This window comes from Pseudomonas sp. AK181 (genome assembly GCF_051122975.1).
Lineage (GTDB): Bacteria > Pseudomonadota > Gammaproteobacteria > Pseudomonadales > Pseudomonadaceae > Aquipseudomonas > Aquipseudomonas lactis.
Genome location: NZ_CP146348.1, coordinates 5,310,411 through 5,323,628 on the forward strand (window position 1 = coordinate 5,310,411; position 13,218 = coordinate 5,323,628).

Here is a 13,218-nt window from a genome sequence, read left to right on the forward strand (position 1 = left end):
CATCGCGGCAGATTTTTAATCAGAGGCCAACATGTACATCTATCGTTTGGTCCTGCTGCTGGTCGTCGGGATCTACCTGTTCTCCCCCGCCATCATGGATTGGTGGATCGACGCCACGGGCGCCTGGTATCGCCCTTATCTGCTATGGCTGATCCTGATCGTCGTGACCTTCATCCTGCAGAGCCAAAAAGATGCCGATGAGCTTTAGTCTCACCCAGATGCTGCTGATCAGCGCCGCCTACCTGGCTGCGTTATTCGGCGTGGCCTGGATCAGTGAGCGCGGAATGATTCCGCGGGCGATCATTCGCCATCCATTGACCTACACCTTGTCCCTGGGCGTGTACGCCAGTGCCTGGGCGTTCTACGGCACGGTGGGGCTGGCCTATCAGTACGGCTACGGCTTTCTCTCCAGTTACCTTGGGGTGTCGGGCGCGTTCCTGCTGGCGCCGGTGCTGCTATACCCGATCCTGAAAATCACCCGGACGTACCAGCTGTCTTCCCTGGCCGACCTGTTTGCCTTTCGTTTTCGCAGCACCTGGGCCGGCGCGCTGACCACCATCTTCATGTTGATCGGCGTGTTACCCCTGCTGGCCCTGCAGATCCAGGCGGTGGCCGACTCCATCAGCATCCTGACCCGCGAGCCCGTGCAACATCGGGTTGCCCTGGCGTTCTGCGCGCTGATCACCTTGTTCACCATCTTCTTTGGTTCTCGCCATATCGCCACCCGCGAGAAACACCAAGGCCTGGTGTTTGCGATTGCCTTCGAGTCGGTCATCAAGCTGATCGCCATCGGCGGCGTCGGCCTTTATGCGCTCTACGGCGTGTTCGACGGGCCGCAACAGCTGGAGCTGTGGCTGCTGCAAAACCAGACCGCCCTCGCCGCCTTGCATACCCCCTTGCAGGAAGGCCCATGGCGTACGCTGCTGCTGGTGTTCTTCGCCTCGGCGATCGTGATGCCGCACATGTACCACATGACCTTCACCGAAAACCTCAACCCGCGCTCGCTGGTCAGCGCCAGCTGGGGCTTGCCGCTGTTCCTGCTGCTGATGAGCCTGGCGGTGCCGCTGATCCTGTGGGCCGGCCTGAAACTGGGGGCCACCACCAACCCTGAGTATTTCACCCTGGGCATCGGTATTGCTGCCAACAGCCCGGCCCTGGCACTGCTGGCCTATGTAGGCGGGTTGTCGGCCGCCAGCGGGTTGATCATCGTCACCACCCTGGCACTCTCGGGCATGGCGCTCAACCACTTGGTCCTGCCGCTGTACCAGCCGCCGGCTGAGGGTAATATCTACCGCTGGCTGAAATGGACCCGACGCGCGCTGATCGTCGCGATCATCATGGCCGGCTACGCGTTCTATCTGCTGCTGGGCGCCGGGCAAGACCTGGCCAACCTGGGCATCGTCGCGTTTGTCGCCACCTTGCAGTTCCTGCCGGGCGTGTTGTCGGTGCTGTACTGGCCGACCGCCAATCGCCGTGGCTTTATTGCCGGGCTGCTGGCCGGCATCCTGGTGTGGACCGTGACCATGCTGCTACCGCTGGTCGGCAACTTACAGGGCTTCTATATCCCGTTGCTGAACATGATTTACGTGCTGGACGACACCAGTTGGCACATGGCTGCCATCGCTTCGCTGGCCGCCAACGTACTGATGTTTACCCTGATCTCGCTGTTCACCAACGCCAGCGCCGAAGAAACCAGCGCCGCCGAAGCCTGCGCGGTGGACAACGTGCGCCGCCCGCAACGCCGCGAGCTGCATGCGGCCTCGCCCCAGGAGTTCGCCACGCAACTGGCCAAGCCCCTGGGCGCCAAGGCCGCACAAAAGGAAGTCGAACAGGCGCTGCGCGACCTCTACCTGCCGTTTGACGAGCGCCGCCCCTATGCCCTGCGCCGCCTGCGTGACCGTATCGAGGCCAACCTGTCCGGTTTGATGGGCCCCAGCGTGTCCCAGGACATGGTCGAAACCTTCCTGCCCTACAAGGCCGGTGGCGAAAACTACGTTACCGAAGACATCCACTTCATCGAAAGCCGGCTGGAGGATTACCACTCACGCCTCACCGGCCTGGCCGCCGAACTCGACGCCCTGCGCCGTTACCACCGCCAGACCCTGCAGGAACTGCCGATGGGCGTGTGCTCCCTGGCCAAGGACCAGGAAATCCTGATGTGGAACAAGGCCATGGAAGAACTCACCGGCATCGCCGCCCAGCGGGTGGTGGGTTCGCGCCTCAATACCCTGGGCGATCCATGGAGAGAGCTGCTGCAAGGTTTTATCAACCTGCCGGACGAGCACTTGCACAAGCAACACTTGGCCCTCGACGGCCAGACCCGCTGGCTCAACTTGCACAAAGCCGCCATCGATGAACCCTTGGCACCAGGTAACAGCGGCCTGGTGCTGCTGGTGGAAGACCTGACCGATACACAGATGCTCGAAGACAAACTGGTGCACTCCGAACGCTTGGCCAGTATTGGTCGCCTGGCGGCCGGCGTGGCCCATGAAATCGGCAACCCGATCACCGGTATCGCCTGCGTGGCGCAAAACCTGCGCGAAGAGCGCGAAGAAGACGGGGAAATCACCGAAATCAGCGGGCAGATCCTCGAACAGACCAAGCGGGTTTCACGCATCGTCCAGTCGTTGATGAGCTTTGCCCACTCCGGCGCCCATCAGAATCAGGACGAAGCGGTGTGCCTGGCCGAAGTGGCCCAGGACGCCATTGGGCTGTTGGCCTTGAACCGGCGCAATTTCGAAGTACAGTTCTTTAACCTGTGCGATCCGGACCATTGGGTCGATGGCGACTCACAACGCCTGGCCCAGGTGCTGATCAACCTGCTGTCCAACGCCCGCGACGCGTCGCCGGCCGGCAGTGCTGTACGCGTCAAGAGCGAGGCTTTCGAGCACACGGTCGACCTGATCGTGGAAGACGAAGGCAGCGGCATTCCACAGAACATCATGGACCGATTGTTCGAACCCTTCTTCACCACCAAGGACCCCGGTGAAGGTACCGGTCTGGGCCTTGCACTGGTCTATTCCATCGTTGAAGAGCATTATGGACAAATCACCATCGACAGCCCGGCTGACACACAAAGCCAACGCGGCACCCGTATTCGGGTGACCTTGCCGCGTCATGTCGAAGCGACGTCCGCTGTGAACTGAGACCGTCGAGAGAATTGAATCAATGCCGCACATTTTGATCGTCGAAGACGAAACCATTATCCGCTCTGCCTTGCGACGCCTGCTTGAACGTAATCAGTACCAGGTCAGCGAAGCCGGCTCGGTGCAGGAAGCCCAAGAGCGATTCAGCATTCCCACGTTCGACCTGATTGTCAGCGACCTGCGCCTGCCCGGCGCCCCGGGCACCGAGCTGATCAAGCTGGGCCAGGGCACCCCGGTGCTGATCATGACCAGCTACGCCAGCCTGCGTTCGGCGGTGGACTCGATGAAGATGGGCGCGGTGGACTACATCGCCAAGCCTTTCGATCACGACGAGATGCTCCAGGCCGTGGCCCGCATCCTGCGTGACCGTGTGTCGGCCAGCAGCGCGCCTACCGAGCAACGCCCCACCGGCAAGGCCAGCGCCGGCGAAAAAACGGGTGCAGACAACAGCAACGGCGAGATCGGTATCATCGGCTCCTGCCCACCGATGCAGGACTTGTACAGCAAGATCCGCAAGGTGGCGCCGACCGACTCCAATGTATTGATCCAGGGCGAATCGGGCACCGGTAAAGAACTGGTGGCCCGCGCCCTGCACAACCTGTCCAAGCGTGCCAAGGCGCCGATGATCTCGGTGAACTGCGCGGCGATCCCCGAATCCCTGATCGAGTCCGAGCTGTTCGGCCACGAGAAAGGGGCGTTCACCGGCGCCAGCGCCGGGCGTGCGGGCCTGGTGGAAGCCGCGGACGGTGGCACCTTGTTCCTCGATGAAATTGGCGAACTGCCCCTGGAAGCCCAGGCGCGGTTGCTGCGCGTACTACAGGAAGGCGAAATTCGCAGGGTCGGTTCGGTGCAATCGCAGAAGGTTGATGTTCGATTGATCGCGGCGACACACCGAGACCTGAAGAGCCTGGCCAAGATCGGCCAATTCCGTGAGGACTTGTATTACCGCCTGCACGTCATCGCGCTCAAACTGCCAGCCCTGCGCGAGCGTGGCGCCGACGTCAACGAAATCGCCAACGCGTTCCTGTTGCGTCAAGGCGCGCGCATTGATCGCACCGACCTGAAGTTTGCCGCAGACGCCGAGCAGGCGATCCGTCACTACTCGTGGCCAGGGAACGTGCGTGAGCTGGAGAACGCCGTCGAGCGCGCGGTAATTCTGTCGGAGAGCCCGGAGATTTCCGCCGAGTTGCTGGGCATCGACATTGAGCTCAGTGACCTGGACGACGACGATTTCATCGGCCTGGCCCCACAGCAGGGCGGAGCCAGCAATACCAGCCATGAACCGACGGAAGATTTGTCACTGGAAGACTACTTCCAGCACTTCGTGCTCGAGCATCAGGACCACATGACCGAGACCGAGCTGGCACGCAAGCTGGGCGTGAGTCGCAAATGCCTGTGGGAGCGGCGTCAGCGCCTGGGCATTCCACGGCGCAAGACCGGGGTGGCCAGCGAAAGCTGAGGGCGTAGCCCCTCAGGTAACACCTGTTGATGTGAAAAAACTGTTACCGCTGACTTTTCACGTAACAAAAGCCGGGGCTTACGGTAACGAAGCCCCGGCTTTTTTTTGGCCCTCAAACCGGCCAAACCAGACCAACCCCCCGGTTTTGCTGGTCGGCGCAAAAGTTGGCACGCACCCTGCTATATGCTTAGTACAAAAACAATAACAAGCTTTGTACAAGACAATAAAAATAAGACGAATCGACTCACGCATAACAAAAACAACACGGCGGAGGCGCAGCTAACTGATTCTTTTGGAGAGGCGTTGCATTTGGGGCTTGCCCCGCAACCAGGCCGAGAACAACAAAAACTGCCCTAAGGCAGAGCCTGAACTGGTTGGATCGTAGATCAGCAACACAGCGACCAAAGCAATCCGTTTGCTCTTGACTCCCGATTGGGAGTGTCATGAAGGTGAAGCTTCGTGGCGAGGGCGATCAACAAAAACAAGAAGCCCGACATCAATAATAAAAATAGAGCACGCAACTACTTCTGGGGGAGCTTCGGCTCCCCTTGTAGTTTCCGGCATTTGACCTTCAAACGCTTGTGGCGCAATGCCTTTAGCTTGTTCCTACACCATCCCCCGACTAAATGCTAGAATCCCCGCCCATCATGCGGTCATTCTTCGTTATGGCCGAACATTCCTTCAAACAGTGCATCCCATGCTGAAGAAGTTGTTCCAGTCATTCCGTTCTCCCTTGCGTCGAACGCAACACAAACGCAGCACGCCTGAAGTGCTCAATAGCAGCCAGCATTCGCTGCAGCGCGCTCAATTCAGCCGTTATGCCGTGAACATCGTCGAACGTTTGCAGAACGCCGGCTACCAGGCCTACCTGGTGGGTGGCTGCGTACGCGACATGTTGCTCAATATCACGCCCAAGGATTTCGACGTCGCCACCAGCGCCACGCCTGAACAAGTGCGCGCCGAGTTTCGTAATGCACGAATCATCGGCCGGCGCTTCAAGCTGGTGCATATCCACTTTGGTCGCGAAATCATCGAGGTCGCGACCTTCCGCGCTGGTCACCCGCAAAACGATGAAGAGGAAGACACCAACCAGTCTTCCCGCAACGAGAGCGGGCGCATCCTGCGCGATAACGTCTATGGCACCCTGGAGGAGGACGCGCAACGTCGCGACTTCACCATCAACGCCTTGTATTACGACCCGGTCAGCGAGCGCATCCTCGATTACGCCAACGGCGTACACGACATCCGCAACAACCTGATCCGCCTGATCGGCGACCCGACGCAGCGCTATCAGGAAGACCCTGTACGCATGCTGCGCGCCGTGCGATTCGCCGCCAAGCTCAACTTTGGCATCGAAAAGCACACCGCCGCGCCGATTCGCGAACTGGCGCCGATGCTGCGGGAAATCCCCTCAGCGCGCCTGTTTGAAGAAGTGCTCAAGCTGTTCCTTTCGGGCTACGCCGCCGACACCTTTGAAATGCTGGTGGACCTGCAGTTGTTCGACCCATTGTTCCCGGCCAGCGCCGAGGCCTTGGAGTACAACCCGACGTACACCCACACCTTGATCAGCGAAGCCTTGATCAACACCGACCTGCGCATCAAGCAGAACAAGCCGGTGACGCCAGCGTTCCTGTTTGCCGCCTTGTTGTGGCCGGCCCTGCCCAAACGCGTACTGCGCTTGCAGGACCGTGGCATGCCGCCGATCCCGGCCATGCAGGAAGCGGCTCACGAGCTGATCGCCGAACAGTGCCAACGCATCGCCATCCCCAAACGTTTCACCATGCCGATCCGCGAAATCTGGGACATGCAGGAGCGCCTGCCACGCCGCAGCGGCAAGCGCGCCGACCTGTTGCTGGACAACCCGCGCTTCCGTGCCGGCTACGACTTCCTGCTGCTACGTGAAAGCGCGGGCGAGCAGACCGATGGCCTGGGCGAATGGTGGACCGATTATCAGGACGCCAATGACAGCCAGCGCCGCGAGATGATTCGTGAGCTAGGCAGCAAAGGCGATAGCGCCGGCGAAGGCCCGAAAAAGCGTCGCCGCAGCGGCACCAAGCGTAAACGCAGCAGTGCCGATGCCTCGGGCGCTGCGGGCGAATAAACGTGGAACGTATCTACATCGGCATGGGCAGCAACCTGGCTGCCCCGCACCAACAATTGCGCAGCGCGATCCAGGCGCTGGCGCAATTGCCTGGCTCCCACCTCGCTGGGGTGTCCGCTTTCTACCAAAGCGATTCACTGCTGCCAGGCCAGCCGCGCTACACCAACGCCGTTGCGGCGTTGGACAGTCACTTGGCGCCATTGGACCTGCTCGATGCGCTGCAAGCCATCGAGAACGATCAGGGCCGCGAACGCCTGGAACGCTGGGGCCCACGCACCTTGGACCTGGATATCCTGCTGTTCGGTGATCGCCTGATCGACGAGCCGCGCCTGAAGGTGCCGCACTATCAGATGCATCTGCGCGCGTTTGTGCTGTATCCGTTGGCTGAGCTGGCGCCTGCCGACCTGCAACTGCCTGACGGCCAGCGCATGAGCGACCTGCTCACCGCCTGCCCGTTCGTCGGCCTGGAACGCCTCCCGCAAGAATGACTCGGTCAATGTGGGAGCTGGCTTGCCTGCGATGCAAGCGACTCGGTGTATCAGCCACACCGAGTGGATGCCATCGCAGGCAAGCCAGCTCCCACCTTTGATCTTCTTTGCCGTAATACCGCGCACACGTTGCGCAATCGCTTCAGTAACAGCGGTAACACCGCCATCGTAACAATGCGGTAACACATCCAATTGACTTCCCGTGTCCTCCTCACGACTATAGGCGTCCCGCTGCCGCCAACCCGGCGCGACAGGGCGCAATCCAGGCCTTATAAGCACTGCTTTCAAGACAGTGCGCCTGTATAAACGAAGACTCACGCGCGTTACTCGCTGTTTCCAAGCGCCTGAACGAGGACCCTTTTCATGCCAGACATTACCCTGACCACCTTGCAGAGCCTCAAGCTCAAAGGTGAAAAAATCACCATGCTGACCTGCTATGACGCCACTTTCGCCCACGCCAGCTGCAAGGCTGGAGTCGAAGTGCTGCTGGTGGGCGACTCCCTGGGCATGGTTCTTCAAGGGAATGACAGCACGCTGCCCGTGACCACCGATGAACTGGCCTACCACACCGCCAGCGTCAAGCGTGGCAACAAGGGCGCCTTTATCATCGCCGACCTGCCGTTCATGGGTTACGCCACCCTTGAGCAAACCTTCCTGAACGCCGGCAAGCTGATGCAGGCCGGCGCGCACATGATCAAAGTCGAAGGTGCGGTGTGGTTGGCCGAGTCGATCCGGCTGCTGGCCGAGCGCGGCGTACCGGTGTGTGCGCACATGGGGCTGACGCCGCAGTCGGTCAATATCCTCGGTGGCTACAAGGTCCAGGGCCGCAATGAAGCCCAGGCCCGCCAGATGCGCGCCGATGCCATCGCCCTGGAACAAGCCGGTGCGGCGATGATTCTGCTGGAGTGCGTGCCGAGCGAACTGGCCGCCGAAATCACCCAGGCCGTCAAAGTGCCCGTGATCGGCATCGGCGCCGGCTCCGCCACCGATGGCCAGGTGCTGGTCCTGCACGACATGCTCGGCCTTTCGATCACCGGCCACGTGCCGAAGTTCGTGAAGAACTTCATGGCCGGCCAGGACAGCATCCACGCCGCCCTGAGCGCCTATGTCAGCGAAGTCAAAAACGTGACGTTCCCAAGCGTTGAACACGGATTCTCGGCATGAACACCGTTAAAACCGTCCGCGAACTGCGGGCTGCCGTAACCCACGCCCGTAGCGCCGGCAAGCGCATCGGCTTTGTGCCCACCATGGGCAACCTGCACAGCGGCCACGCCACGCTGGTGACCAAGGCTGCGCAGCAAGCGGATTTTGTGGTGGCGAGCATTTTCGTCAACCCGCTGCAATTCGGTGCTGGCGAAGACCTGGACAAATACCCGCGCACATTGGCCGCCGACCAGGAAAAACTCCTGCAGGCCGGTTGCAACCTGCTGTTCGCGCCCACGGTCGAGGAAATGTACCCCGATGGCATGAACGGCCAGACCCGCGTCAGCGTGCCACAACTGTCTGAAGGCTTGTGCGGTGCCAGCCGCCCAGGGCACTTCGAAGGCGTGGCCACGGTGGTCAGCAAGCTGTTCAACATGGTCCAGCCGGACATGGCCGTATTTGGCCAGAAGGACTACCAGCAGTTGGCGGTGATCCGCGCCATGGTCCGCGACCTGAACATGCCGATCCAGATCATCGGCGAGCCCACCGTGCGCGCAGAAGACGGCCTCGCGCTGTCATCACGCAACGGTTACCTCACCGAGGAGCAACGGGCGGTTGCGCCGGTGCTGTACCGCGCGCTCAGCCAGATCGCCACGGCCATCAAAGGCGGTGATCATGATTTCGCCAGACTGCGCGCCGAGCACATCCAGCAGATTGAAGCCGCTGGGCTGCGCATGGATTACCTGGAAGTGCGCCAAGGCGTGCATCTGCGCCCGGCCACGGCTGAAGATCGTGATGTGGTGATCCTGGTCGCCGCTTACCTGGGGGCTACACGCCTGATCGATAACCTGCACCTGAACCTCGCCTGACTCCCGCTTTACCCTCAACCTGTTGCCCCGACGGCTGTGCCGGTATAAAAAAGTACCGGCCACAGCGCAGACAAAGCCAAGACATATCCACACGCTAGGTTTAATGTAACTGCCCTGCGCTATGGTTAGCGCTGTCTGGAACCCAATCCTTGCGATAAGACTGGATGTTCCGGGCTTTGAAGTGTCCTAAAGGCAGTCCCCGTAATAAAAGGAAACCCGCAGCGATGGCGTACTACCGCACCCCTCATGACGTTACCGCGCTGCCCGCCTGGCAAGCGCTTGTTCAACATCGCCAAGCCATGCAGGATTTCAGCATGCGCGAGGCGTTCAATGCCGATCCTCAGCGTTTTTCCCAGTTCACCTTGAGCAGCTGCGGACTTTTCCTCGATTACTCGAAAAACCTGATCACCAGCGAAACCCGCGACCTGCTGGTGGGCCTGGCCAAGGAAGTCAATCTCAAGGCGGCGATCGACGCGCAGTACGCCGGCGAACCGGTCAACTCCTCCGAGGGCCGCCCTGCCCTGCACACCGCCCTGCGCCGCCCGGTGGGCGACAAGCTGTCGGTCAACGGCGTGAACATCATGCCGGACGTGCACAAAGTGCTGAACCAGATCACTGACCTGGTCGGCCGTATTCACGACGGCCTGTGGCGTGGCTACACCGAGAAGCCGATCACCGACGTGGTGAACATCGGCATCGGTGGCTCGTTCCTCGGCCCGGAGCTGGTCTCCGAAGCGCTGCTGTCCTACGCCCACAAAGGCGTGCGTTGCCACTACCTGGCGAATATCGACGGCAGCGAGTTCCACGAACTGACCATGAAGCTGCGCGCCGAGACCACGCTGTTTATCGTCTCGTCCAAATCCTTCAACACCCTGGAAACCCTGAAAAACGCCCAGGCCGCTCGCGCCTGGTACCTGGCCCAGGGGGGCTCGGAAGCCGAGCTGTATCGCCACTTCATCGCCGTCTCGAGCAACAATGCCGCGGCCGTGGCGTTCGGTATCCGCGAAGAGAACATTTTCCCGATGTGGGACTGGGTCGGTGGGCGCTACTCGCTGTGGTCGGCCATCGGCTTGCCAATTGCTTTGGCCATCGGCATGTCCAACTTCAAGGAACTGCTGTCGGGTGCCTACACCATGGACCAGCACTTCCTGAACGCGCCGTTCGAAGCCAACATGCCCGTGCTGCTGGGCTTGCTGGGCGTGTGGTACGGCAACTTCTGGGGTGCGCAGAGCCATGCGATCCTGCCGTACGACCATTACCTGCGCAACATCACCAAGCATTTGCAGCAGCTGGACATGGAATCCAATGGCAAGAGCGTGCGCCAGGACGGCACGCCCGTGTCCACCGATACCGGCCCGGTGATCTGGGGCGGCGTAGGCTGCAACGGCCAGCACGCTTACCACCAGTTGCTGCACCAAGGGACTCAACTGATCCCGGCCGACTTCATCGTGCCGATCGTCAGTTTCAACCCGGTGTCCGACCACCATCAGTGGCTGTACGCCAACTGCCTGTCCCAGAGCCAGGCGCTGATGCTCGGCAAGACCCGCAGCGAGGCCGAGGCCGAACTGCGTGAGAAGGGCCTGCCGGAAGCCGACGTACAGAAGCTGGCACCGCACAAGGTGATCCCGGGCAACCGTCCGAGCAACACCCTGGTGGTCGAGCGCATCAGCCCGCGCCGCCTGGGCGCGCTGGTGGCAATGTACGAGCACAAGGTGTTCGTGCAGAGCGTGGTGTGGGGCATTAATGCCTTCGACCAATGGGGCGTGGAACTGGGCAAGGAGCTGGGCAAAGGCGTGTACAACCGCCTGACCGGCGCCGAAGAAACCTTGGCCGAAGATGCTTCGACCCAGGGCCTGATCAACTACTTCCGCGGTCGTCACCGCGGCTGAAGCCGTGCCTTCAAGGCCAACGTGCGTTTGGACGTTGGCCTTGAACCCTCCCGCCCCAGGGTGCATCTTTATGACTTGTCGCAAAAACAAGAATAAGGAGCGCTCATGTTCGATATCAGCACCTTTCCCACCGCCGATGCCGTCCGCCGGGCCGCGCAACTGCGTCAAGAGGACTACCAGCGCCTCTATCGCCAATCCATCGACCAGCCAGACACCTTCTGGGCCGAACAGGCCAAGGGCTTTCTCGACTGGATAAAACCCTGGCACAGCGTCCAGCAGTCAGACATCCACACCGGTGCCGCCCAATGGTTTGCCGGTGGTCAGTTGAATGTCAGCTACAACTGCATCGACCGCCACCTGGCGCAACGCGCTAATCAGCCGGCCTTCATCTGGGAAGGCGATGATCCGTCAAAATCCTGCACGATTACTTACCGTCAACTGCACCAAAACGTCAGCCGTCTGGCCAACGTGTTGAAAAGCCGTGGCGTGAGCAAAGGCGACCGCGTGTGTATCTACATGCCGATGATCCCCGAAGCGGCCTACGCCATGCTGGCCTGCACGAGAATCGGCGCGGTGCACTCGGTGGTGTTTGGTGGCTTCTCCCCGGACGCCCTGCGCGACCGCATTCTCGACGCTGATTGCCGCACCGTGATCACCGCCGACGAGGGCGTACGCGGTGGCAAGCCCGTGGCGCTGAAGCAGAACGTCGACAAAGCCCTGGCCAGTTGCCCGAACGTCAGCACCGTGCTGGTGGTCGAGCGCACCGGAGCGAGCGTGACTTGGCACGAAAGCCGCGACCTCAAGTACCAAGCCGCCCTGGACGCCGCCAGCGACAACTGCCCACCCGAGCCGATGGACGCCGAAGACCCGCTGTTCATCCTCTATACCTCCGGCAGCACCGGCAAACCCAAAGGCGTGCTGCACACCACCGCTGGCTACCTGCTGCAAGCGGCGATGACCTTCAAGTACGTGCTCGACTATCAGGAGGGCGAAGTGTTCTGGTGCACCGCCGACGTGGGCTGGGTCACCGGCCACAGCTATATCGTCTATGGTCCGCTGGCCAATGGCGCCACCTCGCTGATGTTCGAAGGCGTGCCGAGTTATCCGGACAGTTCGCGTTTCTGGCAGGTCATCGATAAACACCAAGTGAATATCTTCTACACCGCGCCCACCGCCCTGCGCGCCCTGATGCGTGAAGGCCACGGCCCGCTGCAGAGCACATCCCGCGCCAGCCTGCGCCTGCTGGGCAGCGTCGGTGAGCCGATCAACCCGGAAGCCTGGGACTGGTATTTCAACGCCGTCGGCGAACAGCGCTGCCCGATTGTCGATACCTGGTGGCAGACCGAAACCGGCGGCATCATGCTCAGCCCGCTGGTCAGCGCCCAGCGCATCAAACCAGGTTGTGCTACCCAGCCCATGTTCGGCGTACAACCGGTGTTACTCGATGAGCAGGGCAAGGAAATCAGTGGCGCCGGCAGTGGCGTCCTGGCGATCAAGGCCAGCTGGCCGGGGCAGATTCGCAGCGTCTACGGCGACCCGCAGCGCATGATCGACACTTACTTCAAACCTTACCCCGGCTACTACTTCACCGGGGATGGCGCACGGCGGGATGAAGACGGTGACTACTGGATCACCGGGCGTATCGACGATGTGATCAACGTCTCGGGCCATCGCATCGGCACCGCTGAAGTGGAGAGCGCCCTGGTGCTACATGATCAGGTCGCCGAAGCCGCTGTGGTGGGCTACCCCCACGACGTCAAAGGCCAGGGCATCTATGCCTTTGTCACCCCCATGAATGGCGTCGAACCCAGCGACGCGCTGAAAAAGCACCTGCTGGAGTTGGTCAGCAAGGAGATTGGCAGCTTCGCCAAACCGGAACTGATTCAATGGGCGCCTGCCCTGCCGAAAACCCGCTCTGGCAAGATCATGCGGCGCATCTTGCGCAAGATCGCCTGCAACGAACTGGACAGCCTGGGCGACACCTCGACCCTGGCCGACCCCAGCGTGGTGGACGGTTTGATCGACAAACGCCTCAACCGGTAGCGTGAGGATAATCCCCGGCCTGTGCAGGCCGGGGTTAGCTGTTAAACTTCGCGCCCCCTTTTTCTTATTCATCTGCAAGC

General features: G+C 61.1%; 9 protein-coding genes. All 9 read left to right on the plus strand.

Annotated elements, in window-relative coordinates; translation table 11 throughout:
- Nucleotides 1-31 precede the first annotated feature (31 nt).
- The 9 genes from V8689_RS24270 (at nt 32) to acs (ending at nt 13,138) form a co-directional block, all read left to right on the plus strand.
- Nucleotides 32-208, plus strand: coding sequence for a hypothetical protein (locus tag V8689_RS24270; RefSeq protein WP_003176118.1), 177 nt, complete (start codon nt 32-34; stop codon nt 206-208).
- A complete protein-coding gene (locus V8689_RS24275; RefSeq protein WP_434520637.1) occupies nt 192-3,146 on the plus strand; it encodes a sensor histidine kinase in 2,955 nt (984 codons plus the stop codon). The genes V8689_RS24270 and V8689_RS24275 overlap by 17 nt, the downstream gene beginning before the upstream one ends.
- A 22-nt stretch (nt 3,147-3,168) precedes the next feature.
- On the plus strand, nt 3,169-4,605 hold the full coding sequence (locus V8689_RS24280) for a sigma-54-dependent transcriptional regulator (RefSeq protein ID WP_056785057.1): 1,437 nt from the start codon (nt 3,169-3,171) through the stop codon (nt 4,603-4,605).
- Between the two features lie 697 nt (nt 4,606-5,302).
- Complete coding sequence (locus V8689_RS24285; protein WP_003194157.1) at nt 5,303-6,706, plus strand: polynucleotide adenylyltransferase PcnB; 1,404 nt, start codon at nt 5,303-5,305, stop codon at nt 6,704-6,706.
- A 2-nt stretch (nt 6,707-6,708) separates the two neighbouring features.
- Nucleotides 6,709-7,194 carry a 2-amino-4-hydroxy-6-hydroxymethyldihydropteridine diphosphokinase gene (folK, locus tag V8689_RS24290; RefSeq protein ID WP_056785054.1) on the plus strand — a complete coding sequence of 162 codons (486 nt, stop codon included), beginning with the start codon at nt 6,709-6,711 and terminating at the stop codon, nt 7,192-7,194.
- Nucleotides 7,195-7,557: 363 nt separating this feature from the next.
- Nucleotides 7,558-8,358 carry a 3-methyl-2-oxobutanoate hydroxymethyltransferase gene (gene panB / locus V8689_RS24295; RefSeq protein WP_032895284.1) on the plus strand — a complete coding sequence of 267 codons (801 nt, stop codon included), beginning with the start codon at nt 7,558-7,560 and terminating at the stop codon, nt 8,356-8,358.
- Nucleotides 8,355-9,206 carry a pantoate--beta-alanine ligase gene (gene panC, locus V8689_RS24300; protein ID WP_003194163.1) on the plus strand — a complete coding sequence of 284 codons (852 nt, stop codon included), beginning with the start codon at nt 8,355-8,357 and terminating at the stop codon, nt 9,204-9,206. The genes panB and panC overlap by 4 nt, the downstream gene beginning before the upstream one ends.
- A gap of 224 nt (nt 9,207-9,430) precedes the next feature.
- Nucleotides 9,431-11,095 carry a glucose-6-phosphate isomerase gene (pgi, locus tag V8689_RS24305; protein WP_056785050.1) on the plus strand — a complete coding sequence of 555 codons (1,665 nt, stop codon included), beginning with the start codon at nt 9,431-9,433 and terminating at the stop codon, nt 11,093-11,095.
- A gap of 105 nt (nt 11,096-11,200) precedes the next feature.
- Nucleotides 11,201-13,138, plus strand: a complete 1,938-nt coding sequence (acs, locus tag V8689_RS24310; protein ID WP_056785045.1) for an acetate--CoA ligase — start codon at nt 11,201-11,203, stop codon at nt 13,136-13,138.
- Nucleotides 13,139-13,218 lie beyond the last annotated feature (80 nt).

Coding starts and splice junctions, on each gene's coding strand:
- V8689_RS24270 (WP_003176118.1), top strand. CDS start 32: ATGTACATCTATCGTTTGGTCCTGCTGCTGGTCGTCGGGATCTACCTG.
- V8689_RS24275 (WP_434520637.1), top strand. CDS start 192: ATGCCGATGAGCTTTAGTCTCACCCAGATGCTGCTGATCAGCGCCGCC.
- V8689_RS24280 (WP_056785057.1), top strand. CDS start 3,169: ATGCCGCACATTTTGATCGTCGAAGACGAAACCATTATCCGCTCTGCC.
- V8689_RS24285 (WP_003194157.1), top strand. CDS start 5,303: ATGCTGAAGAAGTTGTTCCAGTCATTCCGTTCTCCCTTGCGTCGAACG.
- panB (WP_032895284.1), top strand. CDS start 7,558: ATGCCAGACATTACCCTGACCACCTTGCAGAGCCTCAAGCTCAAAGGT.
- panC (WP_003194163.1), top strand. CDS start 8,355: ATGAACACCGTTAAAACCGTCCGCGAACTGCGGGCTGCCGTAACCCAC.
- pgi (WP_056785050.1), top strand. CDS start 9,431: ATGGCGTACTACCGCACCCCTCATGACGTTACCGCGCTGCCCGCCTGG.
- acs (WP_056785045.1), top strand. CDS start 11,201: ATGTTCGATATCAGCACCTTTCCCACCGCCGATGCCGTCCGCCGGGCC.